This window comes from Sodalis sp. RH22 (assembly GCF_047324165.1).
Lineage (GTDB): Bacteria > Pseudomonadota > Gammaproteobacteria > Enterobacterales > Enterobacteriaceae > Acerihabitans.
In genome coordinates this window covers 1,346,095-1,368,292 of the sequence record NZ_CP178731.1, presented here as the reverse complement: position 1 = coordinate 1,368,292, position 22,198 = coordinate 1,346,095, and the positions used below count along the sequence as shown (strand labels likewise).

Genomic DNA, 22,198 nt, shown 5'->3' with positions numbered 1-22,198 from the left:
CAAATCAACCGCGCGTGGCGGCCTTCATTTTACTGACGAAGGTGCTTAACTGCGTCAGCATGGCCGCCGGGTCTTCCAGGTTGCGCTCGATAATCTTGACGATGGCCGAGCCGGAAATGGCCCCGGCCGCGCCCGCCGCCAGCGCGTCGCGCACCTGCGACGGCTCGGAAATACCGAAACCCTGCAGCGCGGGCGCGGCATGGAACTCGGTAAGCGTCGTCACCAGATGGGCCAGCGGCACATGGCCCTGGTTTTCACTGCCGGTTACGCCTGCGCGGGATAATAAATAGGTGTAAGCCCGGCCGTGGGAGGCGATTTCACGCAGCAGGTCTTTATCGGCGTTGGGCGGGCAGATAAAGATAGGCGCCACGCCGTGGCGCATGGCGGCGGTACGGAACGGCAGGCTTTCTTCCAGCGGCACGTCGGCCACCAGCACCGAATCCACGCCAACCTCGGCGCAGCGGGCATAAAACGCATCGATACCTTTGTTAAACACCAGGTTGGCGTACATCAGCAGGCCGATGGGTATGGCGGGGTATTTCTGCCGGACAGTGGCCAGCAGTTCGAAACACTGATCCGGCGTCACCCCGGCGGCAAATGCCCGCAGGGTGGCGTTCTGGATGGTCGGGCCGTCCGCCAGCGGGTCGGAAAACGGGATGCCCAGTTCCAGGGCGTCGGCCCCGGCCTCGATTAAGGTATCGATAATTTTCAGCGACAGGCCGGGATTAGGATCGCCCAGCGTGACGAAGGGCACGAAGGCGCCTTCTTTACGGCTGTGCAGCGTGGTAAACAGTTGCTGATAGCGTTCCATTACATTTCTCCTCGCGCTTTTAATATATCGTACACGGTAAAAATATCCTTATCGCCGCGGCCCGAGAGATTGACCACCAGGATCTGCTCCTTGTCCGGCTCCGCCTTGATCATTTTCAGCGCGTGCGCCAGCGCGTGTGAGGATTCCAGCGCCGGGATGATGCCTTCATGGCGCGACAGGGCCTTGAACGCATCCAGGGCCTCCTCATCGGTCGCCGAGACGTATTCCGCGCGGCCGATACTGTCCAGATAGGCATGCTGCGGACCCACGGAAGGGAAATCCAGGCCGGCGGAAATGGAATAGGATTCCTCTATCTGCCCGTCGGAGGATTGCATCATCGGCGACTTCATGCCGAAATAGATGCCGATGCGGCCGTGTTTGAGCGACGCGCCGTGCTGGCCGGTCTCGATGCCCAGGCCGCCCGGCTCGACGCCGATCAGACGTACCGACGGCTCATCGATAAAATCGGCGAACATGCCGATGGCGTTGGACCCGCCGCCGACGCAGGCCAGCACCGCGTCAGGCAGGCAATGCTCCCGTTCCTGCATCTGCGCCTTGGTTTCCTCGCCAATCATGCGCTGGAATTCGCGCACGATGGTGGGGAACGGATGCGGACCGGCGGCGGTGCCCAGCATATAGTGGGCGCGCTCATAGCTGCCGGACCAGTCGCGCAGCGCTTCGTTGCAGGCGTCCTTTAGCGTCGAGGAGCCGCTGTGCACCGGGATCACTTCCGCGCCCATCAGACGCATGCGGAACACGTTGGGCTCCTGGCGCTGAATATCCTTGGCGCCCATATAAATGCGGCATTTCAGCCCCAGCAGCGCGGAGGCCAGCGCCGAAGCCACGCCATGCTGACCGGCGCCGGTTTCGGCGATGATTTCGGTTTTTCCCATGCGCTTGGCGAGCAGGGCCTGGCCGAGCACCTGGTTGGTTTTGTGCGCGCCGCCGTGCAGCAGATCCTCGCGCTTAAGATACAGTTTGGTCTTGGTGCCCGCGGTCAGGTTACGGCACAGGGTCAACGGCGTGGGGCGGCCGGCATAATTAGTTAACAAATCGCTGAATTCCGCCTGGAATGCCGGGTCGCTTTGCGCGCTGACAAAGGCGTCCTCCAGTTGCAGCAGCGCCGGTACCAGGATCTGCGGCACATACATGCCGCCGAATTCGCCGAAATAGGGATTTAATAGTGTCATGCGTTCCTGTCTCTTGTTGATCTGGGCAATCGATTAATAGGCGCGCAGCGTCTGAAATACCGTAGCCAGTTTATGGTGATCTTTAATACCCGGGGCGCTTTCAACGCCGGAGTTGAAGTCCAGCCCAACGCAGCCTAATTGCGCGGCGGCCACGCAGTTATCCGCCGCCAGCCCGCCGGCGAGCATGACGTTATCCAGACGCAGTCCATCCAGCAGCGACCAGTCAAAGGGTTTACCGCTGCCGCCGCCATTATCGAACAGATAACGATCCACCGCGCTAAAATCCCGCGCCGGCGCATGGGTCCGCATATCCAGGGCTTTCCAGATACGGCAGGCGGAAGGCAGCGCCAGACGCAGGGCGCTTATATAGGCCTGGTCCTCGTCGCCGTGCAGCTGCACGGCATGCAGCGCCAGCGCGGCGGCGCTGCATGCCACCTCCTCGATGGGGGCGTCGCGGAATACGCCGACGTAGCGCAGCGGCGCGCCGGCCATCACCGCGCGGGCGCGGGGGATATCCACACGCCTTGGCGACGAGGCGGCAAAAATCAGGCCGCCATAGAGCGCGCCGGCGTCATATGCCGCCCTGGCATCCTCGGGACGCGTCAGTCCGCAGACCTTATTCTCGCCGAGCAATACCCGGCGCACCGCGCCGTCCAGATCCGGTTCCGCCATCAACGCGCTGCCGATCAGGAAGCCGTTGGCGAAATGGCTCAGTTCCCTGACGTGGCGATAGGCGGTAATGCCGGATTCGCTTATCACCGTCACTCCCGGCAGCAGGGGCGCCAGGCGGCGGGTACGGTTTAAATCGATGGATAAATCGCGCAGATCGCGATTGTTAATGCCCACCACCCGGGCGCCGAGCGCCTGGGCGCGCCGGCACTCCTCTTCGGTTATCGCCTCGGTGAGCACGCCCATTTCCAGGCTGTGCGCCAGGGCGGCCAACTGACGGTAGGTGTCGTCGTCCAGCACCGACAACATCAGCAGAATAGCGTCCGCCTGATGATGACGCGCCAGGTAAACCTGGTAGGGATCGATGATGAAATCCTTGCACAGCACCGGCTGGGGTACTACTTGGCTAATCTGGCGCAGGAAATCAAAGCTGCCCTGGAAGTATTTTTCGTCGGTCAGGCAGGAGATGGCGGCGGCGTAGTGTTTATACACGCCGGCGATGACGGCCGGGTCAAAATCCTCGCGGATCAGGCCCTTGGACGGCGATGCTTTTTTGCACTCGAGGATAAACACGGTGCGCGAACCCTGGAGGGCATGATAGAAGCTGCGCGTGCTGGGGCGCACGTCGTCGATGAACCCGTCCAGCGGCTGGCGTTGCTTACGCTCGGCCAGCCATACTTTTTTATCAGCGACAATGTTTGTCAGTACCGTATCCTGCATGTCTTATCCTCTGGCCGCCAACGCGACAACACGTTCATAGGCGCCGCCGCCGCGGATGGCCGCCAGCGCCTGTTGGGTATTTTCGCGCAGATTCTCCTGGCCGAATAGTTTTAATAACAAGGCGACATTGGCGGCAACGGCGAATTCATGGGCATGTTCGCCTTTACCTTGTAACAACCGCGCCAAAATGTCACGATTTTCTTCCGGCGAGCCGCCCAGCAGGGCGTCCATTGACTGTTCCCGCAGGCCGAAATCCTCCGGCGTCAATTGATAGCTGGCGATCTCGCCCTCATTGAGTTCGGCCACCTGCGTCGGCGCGTGCAGCGCCACTTCATCCATGCCGCCGCCATGGACTACCGCTGCGCGCTGATAGCCCAGCACCCGCAGCGTTTGGGCGATGGGCAGCACCAGCTCCGGGCTGTAGACCCCGATCAGCGCCAGCGGGGGACGGGCGGGGTTAATCAGCGGCCCGAGCACGTTAAACAGCGTGCGGGTTTTCAACTGCTGGCGCACCGGCATGGCATGGCGAAAACCGGTGTGGTACTGGGGCGCGTACAAAAAGCATACTCCCAGCTCGTCAAGCGCCTGGCGCGACGCTTGCGCCGGCATATCCAGCCGGATGCCGAAGGCCGCCAGCAGGTCCGAGGAACCCGAACGGCTGGACACGCTGCGGTTGCCGTGCTTGGCCACCCGTGCGCCGCAAGCGGCGGCGACAAAGGCGCTGGCGGTGGAAATATTGATGCTGTTGCTGCCGTCGCCGCCGGTGCCGACGATATCGGCAAAAGGATAATCAGGGCGCGGGAACGGCAGGGCGTCCGCCAGCAGGGCGGTGGCCGCGCCGGCAATTTCATCCGGATGCTCGCCGCGGATTTTCATGCTGATCAGCGCCGCCGCCAGCTGCGACGGTTCCAGCCCGCCCTGGATAATCTGGCTAAAAAGCTGTTCACTTTCCTGGCGGCTGATGCGCTCGGCGCGGTAAAGTTTTTCCAATATCTGTTGCATGATCAGGTTCCTATCGTTCAGGCCAGCGCCCAGTCCAGGGTTTGGTTAAGCAACCGCGCGCCCTGGGTGGTCAGGATGGATTCGGGATGAAATTGAAAACCGCAGACGCGATCGGCGTCATGACGCACCGCCATCACCATCTCGTTAAAGTGCGCATTGACCGTCAGTCCCGCCGGGATTTCGCTGCCCACCAGCGAGTGGTAGCGCGCCACCGGCAGCGGGTTCGGCATGCCGGCGAACATGCCGGCGCCATCATGGGTGATAAGGGACGCCTTGCCGTGCAGGATTTCCCCGGCCTGGCCGACGTAGCCGCCGTAGGCTTCCACAATCGCCTGGTGGCCGAGGCAGATGCCGATAATCGGCATCTGCCCGCGCAGCCGCGTAAGCAACTGCGGCATACAGCCGGCGGCGGCGGGGGTGCCGGGACCGGGGGAAAGCATCAGTATGGGATTATCCATGGCCATCAGATGGCCGATGATGGTCTGCGCCGGCAGTTGATTGCGATACACCATCACCCGGTGGCCGGTGGCGCGCAGCTGATCCACCAGGTTGTAGGTAAAGGAGTCGATATTATCGAGTAACAGGATATCAGCCATCAGAACACCTCCCTGGCATGATGTGCGGTGGCGATGGCGCGCAGCACCGCGCGCGCTTTATTGCGGCTTTCGTCGGCTTCCGCCTGCGGCACCGAGTCCAGCACCACGCCGGCGCCGGCCTGTACGGTGGCGATGCCGTCCTCGACATAGGCCGAACGGATAACGATACAGGTATCCAGCAGGCCGCTGCCGGTAAAATAGCCGATGGCGCCGCCGTAGCTGCCGCGCCGCGTGCCTTCGGCCTTGGCAATCAGCTGCATGGCGCGCACTTTGGGCGCGCCGCTCAGCGTGCCCATGTTCATACAGGCGCGGTAGGCGTGCAGCGCGTCAAGATCGGCGCGCAGGGTGCCGACCACCCGCGAAACCAGGTGCATGATAAAGGAGTAGCGATCGACCTTGGTCAAATCGGCGACATAGCGGCTGCCGGGTTCGCAGATGCGCGCCAGATCATTGCGCGCCAGGTCGACCAGCATCAGGTGTTCGGCCAGTTCTTTATGATCGGTGCGCATTTCAAGCTCGATACGGCTGTCCAGATCGCGATCCAGCGTGCCGTCCGGCCTGCGCCCGCGCGGACGGGAACCTGCAATGGGATAAATTTCTATCTGCCGGTTGGCGGCATCGTATTTCAGCGAACTTTCCGGCGAGGCGCCGAACAGGGTAAAATCGTTATCCTGCATAAAAAACATATAGGGACTGGGATTGCTCTCTTTCAGAGTATGGTAGGCGGCCAGCGGCGACGGGCAGGGCAGCGAAAAACGCCGTGAAGGCACCACCTGGAAGATTTCCCCCGCGCGGATCGCCTGCTGCATGCTGGTCACGATGCGGCCGAACTCCTCGTCGCTGCGATCGGTTTCCAGGGTCATGCTGTCGATCACCTGGTGGGGGATCGGCCCCGGCGCCTGCTGCAACTGATGCTGCAACTGCTCGATGCGCGCCTGTAGACGGCGTTTTTCGCCGGCCAGAGGAGTGAACAGGCTGCCCTGCAGCCGGCAGGTGCGCTGCTGATGATCAAGTACCAGCAGGGTTTCCGCCAGGTAGAAGCAAAAATCCGGACAGCGCTGCCCCTGGCTGACCGCGGGCAGCGTTTCAAAACCCGCCACCAGGTCATAGGCGAACAGGCCGCCGAGGAACAGGGCATCCGGCTGATCCGCCGGCGCCGGCACCAGGGTCAGCAGCAGGCGCAGGCAATCGAATACCGACAGGCCGCGCAGCCGCGCATCCTCATCCATGTCGTTGCCGACGGACGGAAACACCAGCTCGCGGCCGCTGGGATGGGCGTTCACCTCAACCCCGGCCGGCAGCGCGGCGTCCAGCAGCGGCAGCAGCGCCGCGCCGTTGGCGGTCAGCGCCTGCAGCGTAACCCGCTGGCCGAGGGCGGTAATGCGCATGGCGCTGTCAAGCACCATCAGGCTTTGCAGGTTTTGCTTATTATCGATTTCAGCCGATTCCAGCAGCAAGGTGGCCGGCCGGGCGCCGCAAAGCTGGTTGAACATCGCGGTAGGATCGTCGCGATAAGTGGCGGTGGCCTGCAGCAGTTCTAATTGAGGTTGTGTGGCTTGCATAGTGTGTTCCCTGATTATCGCCCATAAAAAAACCCGCTTGAAAGGCGGGTTAGTAGGGATCTTGCTCTGTCCGACGACAGCGACGCATGATAACACCACCCGCTAAAGGGAAGTGCGCCACCAGCGAAGCGTTACCACGGTTAAGGTTATCATCGTCAGATTCTCATTGGTTGTCTTAATGTGTACTAGTAAACTAGTTCAGCAATGAAATGTCAACAGTCACCGCTTAAAAACAGTTAAATATTTAACAGGTTCGATTCACGGGCATTTGACGTTATGATAGGAACATTCATTTTGGAAGGTAGCCTATCGTTGACTGAGATCTACGTTAAATCATCGTTGCTGACCCTATACGATCTGCACAGCCATACCACCGCCTCCGACGGCCAGCTTTCGCCGGCGGATCTGGTGGCGCGCGCCGTGGCCATGGGCGTCGACGTGCTGGCCGTGACCGATCACGATACCGTGGCCGGCCTCGCCGGGGCGCGGCAGGCGATCGACGACGGCGCGCTGCCCCTCACGCTGGTGGCCGGAGTGGAAGTCTCCACCCAGTGGCAAAACCATGAGATCCATATTGTCGGCCTCGGTATCGATGACGCGCATCCGGCCATGGACGGGCTTCTGCGCGCCCAGCGGGAAAGGCGCCTGGCCCGGGCCCATGCCATCGCCGAGCGGCTGGAACGCGCCGGTATTCACGACGCCTGGCTGGGCGCCAGCCGTTTGGCCCAGGATGAACTGGTCACGCGCGGCCATTTCGCCCGTTACCTGGTCAGCATCGGCGCCGCCGATAACGTGACCAAGGTATTCAAAAAATACCTGTCCAAGGGTAAAACCGGCTATGTGCCGCCGCAGTGGTGTACAATCGAGGAAGCGGTCAGCGCCATCCACCAGGCGGGCGGACAGGCGGTGCTGGCCCATCCCGGCCGCTACCAGCTGTCGACCAAATGGCTTAAGCGCCTGCTGGACCATGTTACCGACGCGGGCGGCGACGGTATCGAAGTGGCCATGTGCCAGCAGTCGCCGCAGGAAAAAACCGCGCTGGCGGGGTATGCGCGCGAGCGCGGGCTGCTGGCCTCCCAGGGATCCGATTTTCACCAGCCCTGCGCCTGGATCGAGCTTGGCCGTAAACTTTGGCTGCCGGGCGGCGTGGAGCCGATATGGCGCGATTGGCCGGTCGGCCGGTCGGCGGTAGCAGAAGGCTTGTCAGAAGGATAATCGCGGTATGCCGGGGGTGTTCTCCCGCCAGACTATATAAGGAGTCACAATGAGTCAGTTTTTTACCATTCATCCGGAAAACCCGCAGCCGCGGTTAATTAACCAAACCGTCGATCTGCTGCGCAAGGGCGCGGTTATTGTCTACCCCACCGATTCCGGCTACGCCCTCGGCTGCCGTCTGGAGGATAAAACCGCCATGGAGCGCATCTGCCGCATCCGGCAGCTGGACGGCAACCATAATTTTACCCTGGTCTGCCGCGACCTGTCCGAACTGTCCACCTATGCCCATGTGGATAACCAGGCGTTCCGTCTGATGAAAAACAATACGCCGGGCAAATATACCTTTATTCTCAAAGCCACCAAGGAAGTCCCCCGGCGGCTGATGAACGACAAGCGCAAGACCATCGGTCTGCGCGTGCCGAGCAACCCCATTGCCCTGGCGTTGCTCGAAACCATGGACGAGCCGATGATGTCCACCACCCTGATGCTGCCCGGCAACGATTTTGCGGAATCGGACCCGGAAATGATCAAGGATCATCTGGGCAAACAGGTGGATCTGGTGATTCACGGCGGTTTTCTCGGCCAGCAGCCGACGACGGTAATCGATTTGACCGACGACACGCCGGTGGTGGTGCGTGAAGGCGTCGGGGATGTTTCCCCCTTCCTTTAACGGCCGGCCGGCGGCGTTTTTACACCGCCGCCCCCGTCACCGTAAACTATGGATTGTGATCCGCGGGACCATAGTGTAAAATAGCCCCCTATCTTTCAGTTAAGTTACTGATAAGCTTACTAAATTATGGCGAAAGCCACCATTCGACGCCTGTGAAGGCGACAGCCGAGGTTGCTCAATGAGCGAAAAGCTGCAAAAAGTCCTGGCCCGCGCCGGGCATGGTTCCCGCCGTGAAGTTGAATCCCTGATTGAACAAGGCCGCGTCAGCGTTGACGGCAAAATCGCCACGCTGGGCGATCGGGTCGACGCCGTGAGTTCCATGAAAATCCGCGTCGATGGCCGGGTGGTTTCCATCACCGCGTCAGAAGAGGCGGTGTGCCGGATTCTGGCCTATTACAAACCCGAGGGCGAACTTTGCACCCGGCGGGATCCCGACGGCCGGCCGACGGTATTCGACCGTTTGCCTAAACTCAACGGCTCGCGCTGGATAGCGGTTGGGCGTCTGGATATCAATACTTCCGGCCTGCTGTTATTCACCACCGACGGGGAGCTGGCCAATCGCCTGATGCACCCGAGCCGGGAAGTGGAGCGCGAATACGCGGTACGGGTCTTCGGCCAGGTGGACGACGAAAAACTGCGGCTGCTGACCAAGGGCGTCACCCTGGAAGACGGCACGGGCGCGTTCCGCACCTTGAGCTTCCAGGGCGGGGAAGGGCTGAACCAGTGGTACAACGTGACCCTGACCGAAGGGCGCAACCGCGAAGTGCGGCGTTTATGGGAAGCGGTGGGCGTGCAGGTCAGCCGGCTGATTCGCACCCGCTACGGCGCCATTCCCCTGCCCAAAGGCTTGCCGCGCGGCGGCTGGACTGAACTGCCGCTGGGTGAAATCAACTATCTGCGCGAACTGGTGGAACTGGCGCCGGAAACCGTCACCAAAGTGCCGGTGGAGAAAGAGCGCCGCCGTATGAAGGCCAACCAAATCCGCCGGGCGGTGAAACGCCACAGCACGGTCACGCCTACCCGGCGCGGCGGCCAGAGCAGCAAGCGCAACTCCGGCACCAAATAAGCCCGTCCAGGCGCCCGCGCCAAACGCCGGCTTGGCCGGCCGCGGCGCGCAATGCGTCTTCCCGGTCGCCATCCCGCCGCGGCCTGGCCCCGTCTGATTGACCGGGCCAGGCCCGCAGCCGCCTCACCAGTCCACGCCCTGTTGCGCCTTGATGCCCGCGTCGAACGCATGTTTCACCGGGCGCAGCTCGCTGACCGTATCCGCCAGCTCCAGCAGTTCGCGGTGGCAGGCGCGGCCGGTGATGATCACCGTCTGCCGCGGCGGGCGATGGTTCAGTGCCGCTATCACTTCGGGTAAATCCACATAATCGTATGTGATCATATAGGTCAGCTCGTCGAGCAGCACCAGATCCAGGCTGTCGTCCGCCAGCATGCGCAGGCCGTGGCGCCAGACCTCTTGGGCCGCGGCCCGATCGGTGACCCGGTTCTGGGTATTCCAGGTAAAACCGGTGGCCATTACCTGGAATTCAACCCCATGCTGCTCCAGCAGGTTTCTTTCGCCGTTCGGCCATTGCCCCTTGATAAACTGGATCACGCCGGCGCGCATGCCGTGGCCTATCGCCCGGGTCACGGTGCCGAAGCCGGCGGTAGTCTTGCCTTTGCCGTTGCCGGTAAACACAATGACGATGCCGCGCTGCTCCGTGGCCGCGGCAATGCGGGCATCCACCTGTTCTTTTAAACGCTGCTGGCGCTGCTGGTGCCTGTCTTCACTCATTTGCTGGTCCTGTATGATTACGCCGGGCCCGGTGTACGGTCCGGCTGGGCATCGAAACTGATCCCGGTTTTGCGGCGGCTGTCGTCCCCCATTAAATAAAGGTAGATGGGCATAATCTCGGCGGGGGTCTTGAGGCGATCGGCATTTTCATCCGGAAAGGCGCTGGCGCGCATACCGGTACGGGTGCCGCCGGGGTTGATGCAGTTAACCCGCAGGGTAGCCGCGGGATATTCGTCCGCCAGCACCTGCATCATGCCTTCGGTGGCGAACTTGGAGACAGCGTACACTCCCCAGTTGGCCCGTCCCTGGCGCCCGACGCTGGAACTGCTGAATATCAGGGAAGGCCGGGACGCCTGCAATAACAGCGGCAGCATCGCCTGGGTCAGCATAAAGGCGGCGTTCACGTTGACCGCCATCACCTGCTGCCAACTGGCGGGGGACTGCTGCGCCATCGGCACGATTTCGCCTAACAGGCCGGCATTGTTCAGCAGGCCGTCCAGGCGCGGAAAGTCGGCCGCGAGCCGCTGGCCCAGCAAGGCGTAATCCTCCGCTCCGGCCACCGCCAGGTCAAAGGGGATAACCCGCGCCGGCTGGCCGCCTTCACCGGCAATCAATCCCGCCACCGCCGCCAGCTTGGCTTCGGTGCGCCCCAGCAGCAATAGCCTGGCGCCGTGGCGGGCGTAAGTCAGCGCCGCCTCGCGGCCGATGCCGTCGCCGGCCCCGGTCACCATAATGATGCGGCCGGCCAATAAGTCATGTTTGGGCTGGTAGTACAAGGGACGCTCCTTTGCTAACCCGTCACCCTGGAGGTGATATTAGCGCTCTTTTTACCCGACGGTCTCTCATTTTATGCCTGAAACCTGACCTCATTTCAATCGTTAACGGTTTACCGACTTAATATACGTAAACCTACGTAATATTCTGATTTTCCCGGCGACGTATACCCGCGCCTTAGCTAGAATAGACCGCAACGGAAAACACATTCAGCAAGGCGACAGCGTGGAATTTATTACTCTTTATGGACTCTTCCTGGCAAAAACCATCACCGTGGTGCTGGCCTTCGGCGCGATTTTGCTGCTGGTCATGGGATTGCGTCAGCGGCAGCGCCGGCGCAAGGGCGAAATCCAGATAACGGATCTGGGTAAACAGTATCGTGAGATGCAGCGCGAAATGCAGCTGGCGCGCATGGGCGAGGCCGAACAGCGTATCTGGCACAAGCGGCATAAGAAGCAGGAAAAAGGCGAGGCGAAACTGGCGCGCGCGCGCGCAAAGCATGGCGAAAAAACGCCGCAGAAATCCTGTTTGTACGTACTGGATTTCAAAGGCAGCATGGATGCCGGCGAGGTCGCTTCGCTGCGCGAGGAAGTGTCCGCGGTGCTGGCGGTGGCGAAACCGGAAGATGAGGTGCTGCTGCGCCTCGAAAGCCCCGGCGGGGTGGTGCATGGCTACGGCCTGGCCGCCTCGCAGCTGCAGCGCCTGCGCGATCGCGGCATCCGCCTGACGGTAGCGGTGGATAAGGTGGCCGCCAGCGGCGGTTATATGATGGCCTGCGTCGCCGATCGCATTATCGCCGCGCCTTTCGCCATTGTCGGTTCCATCGGCGTCGTGGCCCAGATTCCTAACTTCAACCGGCTGCTCAAGCGCAATGATATCGACATGGAACTGCACACCGCCGGAGCCTATAAGCGGACCCTGACCCTGTTTGGTGAAAACTCGCCGGAAGGACGGGAAAAGTTCCAGCAGGATCTGAACGAAACGCATCAGCTCTTCAAGCAGTTTGTCCATGACATGCGCCCCACGCTTGATATTGAAGCGGTGGCGACCGGCGAGCACTGGTACGGCACCCAGGCGCGGGAAAATGGTCTGGTTGACGGCATCGGCACCAGCGATGATCTGCTGATTGCCGAAATGGCCAACCATGAGGTCATTAGCGTGCGTTTCACGCGGCGTAAACGTTTGCTTGCGCGTTTTACCGACAGTGCGGCGTTAAGTATCGAGCAGCGCCTGTTGCATTTATGGCAACGGGGCCAAAAACCCCTGCTGTGACGGCTCCCCGCCCCGAGGGCGGGTATGTCCGGCGGTTTGCGCCCGCCCGGGAACGGGAAACCGGCCCGGGCATGGGTCATTTATTCCTCCAGGTGATACTTTTCTGACAACACCACGGCGAGATGTTTAAACATATTGAACACTGCCGTGGTTTTACGGGTGGGTAATCCATCCTGATCGAAAAAGAATTCACCGCGGAAAATCAGCACGCCGCCTTTCTGTTCTACCTCGGTGGCCTCCATGCCGTGCATATATTCATCATGCGCGCGAATAATCCGGTTAGCCTCAATAAGCAGGCTGTTGCGATCAATGGGGGTGGTGTTAGCGTACATACCTATTACTCCTTAGATGTCTTCCGGCCTATTGTAATCCCCGGTTGTGTTTGGCTGCAAACAGACTAAGGTTTATTCGTCGAACGGGCTTTTTAAACGCTTTTGCCGCCCGGGAAATTTTTTGCGCCGCTAATAAGTTGCACCAACTTTTTTATCATGTAGAGTGTGGGCCTTCATCAACTGGCGGGGATAACCGCATCCCAATCAATAGTTGATTTATCAATATTCAATGAAAGTATTGATAAATTAATTTTATTTTTCAATAGGTTAATCTCATGGCAAAGGCGAAAAAGCAGACTGGCTGAACAGAGGTTGATTTTTGACGGCGCTGCCGCAATATAAAATTAGTAAATGCCCAGCCAGGGTCTGGCGCACAAAATGCTTCTTAATTACAGAAGAAATCATTCAGGTAAAGGTAAACATGGGTAAAGCTCTCGTTATCGTTGAATCACCGGCTAAAGCCAAAACGATTAATAAATATTTAGGCAATGACTACGTCGTTAAATCGAGCGTCGGTCACATCCGTGATTTGCCCACCAGCGGTTCCGCCACTAAAAAAAGCGCCGACGCCACCAAAACGAAAAAAGTGAAAAGCGACGCGCAAACCGCACTGGTCAATCGCATGGGCATTGATCCTTACCACGGCTGGAAAGCGCATTACGAGATCCTCCCCGGCAAAGAAAAAGTGGTCAACGAGCTCAAAGCGCTGGCGCAAAACGCCGACCATATCTATCTCGCAACCGACCTTGACCGCGAAGGGGAAGCCATCGCCTGGCACCTGCGGGAAGTGATCGGCGGCGATGACAAGCGTTTTAGCCGGGTGGTATTTAATGAAATCACCCGCAATGCCATTACGGCGGCGTTTAAAAAACCCGGCGAGCTGAATATTGATCGGGTCAACGCCCAGCAGGCCAGGCGTTTTATGGACCGCGTGGTGGGCTACATGGTCTCGCCGCTGCTGTGGAAAAAACTGGCCCGCGGCCTGTCCGCCGGACGCGTGCAGTCGGTCGCGGTACGCCTGGTGGTCGAACGCGAACGCGAGATAAAAGCCTTCGTGCCGGAAGAGTATTGGGAACTGCACGCCGACCTCAAGGTGTCGGACAAGGCGCAACTGCAGATGCAGGTCACCCATCATGGCGACAAGCCCTTTAAGCCGGTCAACCAGGCGCAGACCCAAGCCGCCGTCAAGCAGTTGGAAAACGCGCAGTATGTTATCGCCGACCGTGAGGACAAGCCCACCAGCAGCAAGGCCGGCGCGCCCTTTACCACCTCGACATTGCAACAAGCCGCCAGCACCCGCCTGGGTTACGGCGTCAAAAAAACCATGATGCTGGCCCAGCGCCTGTACGAAGCGGGGCATATTACCTATATGCGTACCGACTCCACCAACCTGAGCCAGGACGCGCTGGCCATGGCGCGCGATTACATCGGCGCACAGTTCGGCGCCAAATATCTGCCTAAGCAGGCCAATGAATACGCCAGCAAGGAAAATTCCCAGGAAGCGCATGAAGCGATCCGTCCTTCCGATGTCAATAATCTGGCCGAACAGCTAAAAGATATGGAAGTGGACGCGCAAAAGCTGTATCAGCTGATCTGGCGCCAATTTGTCGCCTGCCAGATGATGCCGGCGCAGTACGATTCCACCACCCTGACGGTCAAAGCGGCGGATTACCAACTGCGCGCCAAGGGCCGCACCCTGCGCTTCGACGGCTGGACCAAGGTCATGCCCGCGCTGCGCAAAGGGGATGAAGATCGCACCCTGCCGCCGGTTAGCGTGGGCCAGACGCTCGGGCTGGAAAAATTACTGCCCAGCCAGCACTTCACCAAGCCGCCCGCGCGCTACAGCGAAGCGTCCCTGGTCAAGGAACTGGAAAAACGCGGCATCGGCCGGCCGTCGACCTATGTGTCCATCATCTCCACCATCCAGGATCGCGGGTATGTACAGGTAGAAAACCGCCGTTTCTACGCCGAAAAAATGGGCGAAATCGTCACCGACCGCCTGGAAGAAAATTTCCGGGAACTGATGAACTACGACTTTACCGCCCGCATGGAAGACAAGCTCGACCAGGTGGCCAATAACGAAGCCGAGTGGAAAGCCGTGCTGGACTCATTCTTCAGGGAGTTCAGCGAACAGCTCGAAAAGGCGGAAAAAGATCCGGAAGAGGGCGGCATGCGCCTCAACCAAATGGTGATGACCAGCATCGATTGTCCCACCTGCGGGCGCAAAATGGGCATCCGCACCGCCAGTACCGGCGTGTTCTTGGGATGTTCGGGGTATTCACTGCCGCCGAAAGAACGCTGCAAGACTACCATTAATCTGATCCCGGAATCGGAAACCCTCAATCTGCTGGAAGGCGAGGATGCCGAAACCAATGCTCTGCGCGCCCGTCGCCGCTGCCCTAAATGCGGCATGGCCATGGACAGCTACCTGATTGACAACGGCCGCAAGCTGCACGTTTGCGGCAACAATCCGCTTTGCGACGGCTATGAAATCGAGCAAGGCGAATTCAGGATCAAGGGCTACGACGGCCCGGTGGTCGAGTGTGAAAAATGCGGCTCCGATATGCATTTAAAACTGGGACGCTTCGGCAAATACATGGCCTGTACCAACGAGGAATGCAAAAACACCCGCAAAATCCTGCGCAACGGCGATGTTGCGCCGCCAAAAGAAGATCCGGTGCCGCTGCCTGAGCTGCAGTGTGAAAAATCGGACGCTTATTTTGTCCTGCGTGACGGCGCGGCTGGCGTATTCCTTGCGGCCAACACGTTCCCGAAATCACGTGAAACCCGGGCACCGCTGGTGGAGGAACTGGCGCGCTTCAAAGATCGCCTGCCGGAAAAACTGCGCTACCTGGCCGACGCGCCGGCAAAAGACCCCGAGGGCAACAAAGCCATGGTGCGCTTTAGCCGCAAGACCAAACAACAGTACGTTTCTTCCGAAAAAGACGGCAAGGCCACCGGCTGGACGGCGTTCTACATCGACGGCAAATGGCAGGTCACCAAAAAGTAGCCATGCGCCAGGCCCGCCAACACCGGGCTTAAAGCAGATGTGTTCAAGGCAGACCTAGCCAATGGGGTCGAATCGGGCGTGGTGTCCCCGCCAAACCGAGCCCCATGGCGCGGTAGGCCCGCCAACACTGCGCTTAATGCAGACGTGTTCAAGGGAGACCGTGCCAGTGGGGCCGAATCGGGCGTGGTGTTCCCGCCAAACCGAGCCCCATGGCGCGGTAGGCCCGCCAACACTGCGCTTATTGCAGGCGTGTTCAAGGGAGAGCGTGCCAATGGGGTCGAATCGGGCGTGGTGTTCCCGCCCGACCGAGCGCCCCATGGCGCGGTAGGCCCGCCAACACTGCGCTTAATACAGACGTGTTCAAGGGAGAGCGTGCCGATTGGGTCGAATCGGGCGTGGTGTTCCCGCCCGACCGAGCGCCCCGCGGCGCGCCAGGCCCGCCAACACAGAGCTTAATGCAGACGTGTTCAAGGGAGACCGTGCCAGTGGGGCCGAATCGGGCGTGGTGTTCCCGCCCGACCGAGCGCCCCATGGCGCGGTAGGCCCGCCAACACTGCGCTTAAAGCAGACGTGTTCAAGGGAGACCGTGCCAATGGGGTCGAATCGGGCGTGGTGTTCCCGCCCGACCGAGCGCCCCATGGCGCGGTAGGCCCGCCAACACTGCGCTTAAAGCAGACGTGTTCAAGGGAGACCGTGCCAATGGGGCCGAATCGGGCGTGGTGTTCCCGCCCGACCGAGCGCCCCATGGCGCGGTAGGCCCGCCAACACTGCGCTTAATGCAGGCGTGTTCAAGGGAGAGCGTGCCAGTGGGGCCGAATCGGGCCGGCAATCATCAACCAACCTACGGGTTGGTTTTTTTATGTCTTATAAATAAGTTATATATAGCGATTTTTTATGATTAAATAGTATTAATTGCAAGATTAGCTTTCCCGCTGACGCCGGGGAAAAAAAACGCCCCCAGGCCGCGCCGCTGACAAGTAACTCTTGCGCCAAATTTATGCCAGGATGACAAAAATGAAATTGCAGCAACTTCGCTATATTGTTGAAGTCGTGAACCACAACCTTAATGTCTCCTCCACCGCCGAGGGGCTGTACACCTCCCAGCCCGGCATCAGCAAACAGGTACGGATGCTGGAAGACGAACTCGGGGTACAGATCTTCGCCCGCAGCGGCAAACACCTCACCCAGGTTACGCCGGCCGGACAGGAAATCATCCGCATTGCCCGCGAAGTCCTCTCCAAGGTCGACGCCATCAAGGCGGTGGCGGGCGAACATACGTATCCGGATAAAGGCTCGCTCTATGTCGCCACCACCCACACGCAGGCGCGCTACGCGCTTCCGGATGTGATCAAAGGGTTCATCGAACGCTACCCCCGCGTTTCCCTGCACATGCATCAAGGCTCGCCGACGCAAATCGCCGAAGCGGTCTCCAAAGGCATCGCGGATTTCGCCATCGCCACCGAAGCGCTCCACCTCTACGACGACCTGGTCATGCTGCCTTGCTACCACTGGAACCGCGCCATCGTGGTACTGCCCACCCATCCGCTGGCGGGCAAAGACCAGATCACCATTGAAGAACTGGCCGCGTTCCCCCTGGTCACCTACACCTTTGGGTTTACCGGCCGCTCGGAACTGGATACCGCCTTCAACCGCGCCGGGCTCACGCCGCGCATCGTCTTTACCGCCACCGATGCCGACGTGATTAAAACCTACGTCCGCATGGGCCTGGGCGTCGGCGTCATCGCCAACATGGCGGTCAGCAGCGAGGCCGACCCCGATCTGGTAAAAATCAACGCCGACGCCATGTTTGCCCTCAGCACCACCAAAATCGGCTTTCGCCGCAGCACCTTCCTGCGCAGCTACATGTATGATTTTATCCAGCGCTTCGCGCCGCATCTCACCCGAGACGTCGTGGATACGGCGGTGGCCCTGCGCTCCAATGAAGAAATCGAAGCGATGTTCAAGGATATTAAATTACCGGTAAAGTGACGCGCCGGTGCCGGCACCGGCATGACCGCATCGGTGAACACACTTTATGTTATGAAAAAGTTGCGTAATTCTTGTAAATTGTTTACTGCAATGCCTCAACCTGGATAGGGTTATGACTATAATGAAGTAAAAGTCTGGAGGAGAGCTATGTCGACAACGATTCGAGAAGCCAGTAAGGATCAACTGGTCATACGTGATAAAACCTACCGCTATTACAGCCTGCCGCGCGCCGCCCAACAGCTGGGCAACCTCGACCGGCTGCCCAAATCCATGAAGGTCCTGCTGGAAAACCTGCTGCGCAACCAGGATGACGACATCGTCACCGAAGCGGATCTGCGCGCCCTGGCGGGCTGGCTTGAGCACGCGCACGCGGACGGTGAAATCGCCTACCGTCCGGCGCGGGTGCTGATGCAGGATTTTACCGGCGTTCCGGCGGTGGTAGACCTCGCGGCGATGCGCGAAGCGGTAAAGCGCCTTGGCGGCGACGTCGATAAGGTCAATCCGCTCTCGCCGGTGGATCTGGTTATCGACCACTCGGTCACCGTCGACAGCTATGGCGACGATCGCGCTTTTGCCGAAAATAACCAATTGGAAATGGAACGCAACCTCGAGCGCTATAAATTCCTGCGCTGGGGACAACAGGCGTTCAGCCGTTTTCGCGTGGTGCCGCCTGAAAACGGCATCTGCCACCAGGTCAACCTGGAATATTTGGCGCTCACCGTCTGGCATGAAGAGCAGGATGGCGAGGCGGTGGCGTTTCCCGACACCCTGGTCGGCACCGACTCGCACACCACCATGGTCAACGGCCTGGGCGTGCTGGGCTGGGGCGTAGGCGGCATTGAGGCGGAGGCGGCCATGCTGGGCCAGCCGGTCTCGATGCTGATCCCCGATGTGGTCGGGTTTAAACTTATCGGCAAACTCAATGAAGGCATTACCGCCACCGACCTGGTGCTTACCGTCACCCAAATGCTGCGCAAACACGGCGTGGTGGGCAAATTCGTTGAATTCTACGGCGACGGGCTGGACGTACTGCCGCTGGCGGACCGGGCCACCATCGCCAATATGGCGCCGGAATACGGCGCCACCTGCGGTTTCTTCCCGGTGGATGCCATTACCCTGGATTACCTGCGCCTGACCGGCCGCTCCGAGGAGCAAATCGCCCTGGTGGAAGCCTACAGCAAGCAGCAGGGATTATGGCGCCACCACGGCGACGAACCCCGCTTTACCAGCACCCTGACGCTTGATATGGGAAGCGTAGTGGCAAGCCTTGCCGGACCGAAGCGTCCGCAGGACCGGGTGGCGCTGCCGGGCGTGCCCGCCGCGTTTCGCGCCAGCGACGAACTGGATTTTACCCGGCGCACCCACCATCCTGATTTCCAGACCTTTGAACTGGATGGACAACAGCATGAACTGCACCAGGGCGCGGTGGTGATTGCCGCCATTACCTCCTGCACCAATACGTCCAACGCCAATATCCTGATGGCCGCCGGCCTGCTGGCCCGCAACGCGGTCAACAAGGGATTGCGGACCAAGCCCTGGGTCAAGACGTCCCTGGCCCCCGGTTCCAAAGTGGTGACCGATTACCTCGCCGCCGCCGGCCTGACGCCTTATCTGGATCGCCTGGGCTTCAACCTGGTGGGCTACGGGTGCACCACCTGTATCGGCAATTCCGGCCCGTTAAAGGAATCCATCGAGGCGGCGATTAAATCCGGCGACCTGACGGTGGGAGCGGTGCTTTCCGGCAACCGCAACTTCGAGGGGCGCATCCATCCGCTGGTGAAAACCAACTGGCTGGCTTCACCGCCGCTGGTGGTGGCCTATGCCCTGGCCGGCAACATGCAGGTGAACCTGAGCGAAGATCCGCTCGGCACCGACCCGCAGGGACAACCGGTATATCTCAAGGATATCTGGCCCAGCTCGGCGGAAATCGCCGATGCGGTGGCGCTGGTCAACAGCGCCATGTTCCACAAGGAATACAGCGCGGTCTTTAACGGCAACGCGCAATGGCAAAATATCGAGGTCAACCGCACGCCGACCTACGACTGGCAACCGGATTCCACCTATATCCGCCTGACGCCGTTTTTTGACGATATGCAGCATCAGCCGAAGCCCGTGGAAAATATCACCCATGCCAGAATCTTGGCCATGCTGGGTGATTCCGTGACCACCGATCATATATCGCCCGCGGGCAATATCAAGGTGGACAGCCCGGCCGGCCTGTACCTGCGCGAGAACGGCGTCGAAGCCGGTAACTTTAATTCCTACGGCTCTAGGCGTGGTAATTACGAAGTGATGGCGCGCGGCACCTTCGCCAATATCCGCATCCGCAATGAGATGGTGCCGGGCGTGGAAGGGGGGATTACCCGCCATATCCCGTCAGGCGAGGAGCTGGCGATTTACGATGCCGCCATGCGTTACCAGCAGGAACAGGTGCCGCTGGCAATTATCGCCGGGAAAGAGTACGGCTCCGGCTCCAGCCGCGACTGGGCCGCCAAGGGGCCCCGGCTGCTGGGTATACGGGTGGTGCTTGCCGAGTCGTTCGAGCGAATCCACCGCTCCAACCTGATCGGCATGGGCATTTTGCCGCTTGAATTCCCGGCGGGGGTCACCCGGAAAACGCTGGGCCTGACCGGCGACGAAAGCATCAGCATCAGCGGACTGGACGAACTCGCGCCGGGCCAAACGGTACCGGTGCGCATTACCTATGCCGACGGGCGTATTGACGTGGTGCCGGCACGTTGCCGCATCGATACCGGCAATGAGCTGACCTACTTCCGCCATGACGGCATTTTAAACTACGTGATCCGCAAAATGTTGTAATCTCCCGGCGCTTCCCGCCACTCGCCAGGGCGGCGGGAAGCGCGCTGGACAGGACGCGATGCGAATAAACGACAGAATCTGCGTGACATTGGCGATGCCGGGTATATTATTTCCCCGGCATATTTATTTTTCTCGCCAGACTTAATTATTTTATTTATTGGCCTGACAAGGTTATTCTGTTATTATGTTGGCATATAAAGTATCAAATTAGCACCCTTACAGCGCGCCGGTGATAAAGTATTAATATTGACATTTTAATTTAAATACCGTTTTTTATCCTCTCAATTAATACCTGCAATTTTGTGATCCCTACAGGGTTATTATTAATTCCATTTGATATAGAATGCCGCCACTGAAAGATAGCGCCTGCGGATGAAAATAAAAATCTATTTTCATGAGTGGTTATTTTTAACCTTAGCGCAATATCTTTAACATATTCGCGGCATTTTTATTTCATCGTTCCCTGAGGAGAACACTATAATGAATAGCATCACGGAAAGCGCATCGGTGCTGGAGGCGTCCTCCGCCTCCAGCTGGCGCAGAAGCGACACCATGTGGATGTTGGGCCTGTACGGCACGGCCATCGGCGCGGGCGTGCTGTTTTTACCTATTAATGCGGGCATCGGCGGGCTGTTGCCGCTCATTATTATGGCGATTCTCGCCTTTCCCATGACCTTTTATGCCCATCGCGGATTATGCCGCTTTGTATTATCAGGTAAAAATGGCGGCGAGGATATAACTGAAGTTGTTGAAGAACATTTTGGCGTGGGTGCGGGTAAATTAATCACCTTGCTGTATTTTTTTGCAATATATCCTATTTGTCTGGTGTATGGCGTCGCCATCACCAATACCGTTAACAGCTTTATTACCCACCAGCTCCATTTGGTGGCGCCGCCGCGGGCGATATTATCGCTGATATTAATTGTCGGGCTGATGACCATTGTGCGCTTCGGCAAAGACATGATCGTCAAAGCGATGAGTATCCTGGTTTTCCCTTTTGTCGCGGCATTGATGTTGCTGGCGCTTTATCTTATTCCCAACTGGAGCGCCGCCATATTCGATAACGCGTTCGTTGCCGGCGCCGCCACCGGCCATGGTCTGATGACCACGTTATGGCTGGCGATCCCAGTCATGGTCTTCTCGTTTAACCATTCGCCGATTATCTCCTCGTTTGCGGTAGCCAAGCGTCAGGAATATGGCGTGGGCGCGGAGAAAAAATGTTCCCGCATCCTGGCCTGCAGCCATGTGATGATGGTAGTAACGGTGATGTTTTTTGTGTTTAGCTGCGCGCTCAGCCTGTCCACCGCCGATCTGATGGAAGCCAAGGCGCAGAATATTTCCATCCTGTCCTACCTGGCCAATCATTTTAACAACCCGCTGATTGCATGGATGGCGCCGATTATCGCCACGGTCGCTATCAGCAAATCCTTCCTTGGCCACTACCTCGGCGCCCGCGAAGGCTTCAACGGCATGATGATCAAAGCATTACGCAGCCGTGGCAAAACCGCCTCCGAAGAAAAGCTTAACCGCATCACCGGCATCTTTATGCTGCTGACCACCTGGCTGGTGGCGACGCTTAACCCCAGCATCCTCGGCATGATTGAAACCCTTGGCGGTCCGGTTATCGCCATGCTGTTGTTCTTGATGCCGATGTACGCCATCCAGAAAGTACCGGCGATGAAAAAATACAGCGGCCACTTCAGCAACGTATTTGTGGTGTTTATGGGCCTGATCGCCATGTCGGCGATTATCTACAGCCTGATGGGCTGATGGCCAAGCCGGGTCC

The 22,198-nt window shown here is 59.3% G+C and carries 15 protein-coding genes, 1 pseudogene and 1 other annotated feature; of the genes and pseudogenes, 8 read left to right on the top strand and 8 right to left on the bottom strand.

Annotation, left to right across the window (positions count from 1 at the left end; translation table 11 throughout):
* Nucleotides 1–4 precede the first annotated feature (4 nt).
* The 5 genes and pseudogenes from trpA to ACL2XN_RS06150 all read right to left on the bottom strand — a co-directional run bounded on the left by trpA (nucleotide 5) and on the right by ACL2XN_RS06150 (nucleotide 6,550).
* On the bottom strand, nucleotides 5–811 hold the full coding sequence (trpA, locus tag ACL2XN_RS06170) for a tryptophan synthase subunit alpha (protein ID WP_413722783.1): 807 nt from the start codon (nucleotides 809–811) through the stop codon (nucleotides 5–7).
* Nucleotides 811–2,001 (bottom strand): tryptophan synthase subunit beta, encoded by a 1,191-nt coding sequence (gene trpB, locus ACL2XN_RS06165; RefSeq protein ID WP_410015230.1) that lies wholly within the window; start codon nucleotides 1,999–2,001, stop codon nucleotides 811–813. The genes trpA and trpB overlap by 1 nt, the downstream gene beginning before the upstream one ends.
* Before the next feature lie 33 nt (nucleotides 2,002–2,034).
* Nucleotides 2,035–3,390: a bifunctional indole-3-glycerol-phosphate synthase TrpC/phosphoribosylanthranilate isomerase TrpF gene (gene trpCF / locus ACL2XN_RS06160; protein WP_413730483.1), complete on the bottom strand. Its 1,356-nt coding sequence runs from the start codon at nucleotides 3,388–3,390 to the stop codon at nucleotides 2,035–2,037.
* A gap of 3 nt (nucleotides 3,391–3,393) precedes the next feature.
* Nucleotides 3,394–4,988 (bottom strand): annotated as a pseudogene (trpD, locus tag ACL2XN_RS06155) (bifunctional anthranilate synthase glutamate amidotransferase component TrpG/anthranilate phosphoribosyltransferase TrpD).
* Entirely contained in the window at nucleotides 4,988–6,550 is a 1,563-nt protein-coding gene (locus ACL2XN_RS06150; RefSeq protein ID WP_410015228.1) for an anthranilate synthase component 1, read from the bottom strand. Before ACL2XN_RS06150 ends, trpD begins: the two are co-directional and overlap by 1 nt.
* A 23-nt stretch (nucleotides 6,551–6,573) precedes the next feature.
* Nucleotides 6,574–6,679, bottom strand: a sequence feature (Trp leader region).
* Between the two features lie 183 nt (nucleotides 6,680–6,862).
* Here ACL2XN_RS06150 and rnm point away from each other — a divergent pair.
* The 3 genes from rnm (at nucleotide 6,863) to rluB (ending at nucleotide 9,501) form a co-directional block, all read left to right on the top strand.
* Nucleotides 6,863–7,765: an RNase RNM gene (rnm, locus tag ACL2XN_RS06145; protein ID WP_413730481.1), complete on the top strand. Its 903-nt coding sequence runs from the start codon at nucleotides 6,863–6,865 to the stop codon at nucleotides 7,763–7,765.
* 49 nt (nucleotides 7,766–7,814) lie between these two features.
* Nucleotides 7,815–8,435 carry an L-threonylcarbamoyladenylate synthase gene (locus ACL2XN_RS06140; RefSeq protein ID WP_410015226.1) on the top strand — a complete coding sequence of 207 codons (621 nt, stop codon included), beginning with the start codon at nucleotides 7,815–7,817 and terminating at the stop codon, nucleotides 8,433–8,435.
* 178 nt (nucleotides 8,436–8,613) lie between these two features.
* Nucleotides 8,614–9,501, top strand: coding sequence for a 23S rRNA pseudouridine(2605) synthase RluB (gene rluB, locus ACL2XN_RS06135; RefSeq protein WP_410015225.1), 888 nt, complete (start codon nucleotides 8,614–8,616; stop codon nucleotides 9,499–9,501).
* Between the two features lie 123 nt (nucleotides 9,502–9,624).
* Here rluB and cobO read toward each other — a convergent pair whose 3' ends face one another.
* On the bottom strand, nucleotides 9,625–10,215 hold the full coding sequence (cobO, locus tag ACL2XN_RS06130; protein ID WP_410015224.1) for a cob(I)yrinic acid a,c-diamide adenosyltransferase: 591 nt from the start codon (nucleotides 10,213–10,215) through the stop codon (nucleotides 9,625–9,627).
* Between the two features lie 17 nt (nucleotides 10,216–10,232).
* Nucleotides 10,233–10,991 (bottom strand): YciK family oxidoreductase, encoded by a 759-nt coding sequence (locus tag ACL2XN_RS06125; protein WP_410015223.1) that lies wholly within the window; start codon nucleotides 10,989–10,991, stop codon nucleotides 10,233–10,235.
* A 223-nt stretch (nucleotides 10,992–11,214) separates the two neighbouring features.
* Between ACL2XN_RS06125 and sohB the strand changes: the two genes are divergently transcribed.
* The gene (gene sohB / locus ACL2XN_RS06120) at nucleotides 11,215–12,261 is read left to right on the top strand and encodes a protease SohB (protein ID WP_413722790.1); all 1,047 of its coding nucleotides are present in this window, start codon (nucleotides 11,215–11,217) and stop codon (nucleotides 12,259–12,261) included.
* Nucleotides 12,262–12,341: 80 nt separating this feature from the next.
* On the opposite strand, the gene ACL2XN_RS06115 is transcribed toward sohB, so the two are convergent.
* Nucleotides 12,342–12,593, bottom strand: a complete 252-nt coding sequence (locus ACL2XN_RS06115; RefSeq protein ID WP_410015221.1) for a YciN family protein — start codon at nucleotides 12,591–12,593, stop codon at nucleotides 12,342–12,344.
* 421 nt (nucleotides 12,594–13,014) lie between these two features.
* Here ACL2XN_RS06115 and topA point away from each other — a divergent pair, with 421 nt between their 5' ends.
* The 4 genes from topA to ACL2XN_RS06095 all read left to right on the top strand — a co-directional run bounded on the left by topA (nucleotide 13,015) and on the right by ACL2XN_RS06095 (nucleotide 22,182).
* Entirely contained in the window at nucleotides 13,015–15,603 is a 2,589-nt protein-coding gene (topA, locus tag ACL2XN_RS06110; RefSeq protein ID WP_413730480.1) for a type I DNA topoisomerase, read from the top strand.
* A 1,014-nt stretch (nucleotides 15,604–16,617) separates the two neighbouring features.
* Nucleotides 16,618–17,592, top strand: a complete 975-nt coding sequence (cysB, locus tag ACL2XN_RS06105) for an HTH-type transcriptional regulator CysB (protein WP_410015219.1) — start codon at nucleotides 16,618–16,620, stop codon at nucleotides 17,590–17,592.
* A 147-nt stretch (nucleotides 17,593–17,739) separates the two neighbouring features.
* The gene (gene acnA, locus ACL2XN_RS06100; protein WP_413722791.1) at nucleotides 17,740–20,412 is read left to right on the top strand and encodes an aconitate hydratase AcnA; all 2,673 of its coding nucleotides are present in this window, start codon (nucleotides 17,740–17,742) and stop codon (nucleotides 20,410–20,412) included.
* 480 nt (nucleotides 20,413–20,892) lie between these two features.
* Nucleotides 20,893–22,182, top strand: a complete 1,290-nt coding sequence (locus ACL2XN_RS06095; RefSeq protein WP_410015217.1) for an HAAAP family serine/threonine permease — start codon at nucleotides 20,893–20,895, stop codon at nucleotides 22,180–22,182.
* Nucleotides 22,183–22,198: the final 16 nt, after the last annotated feature.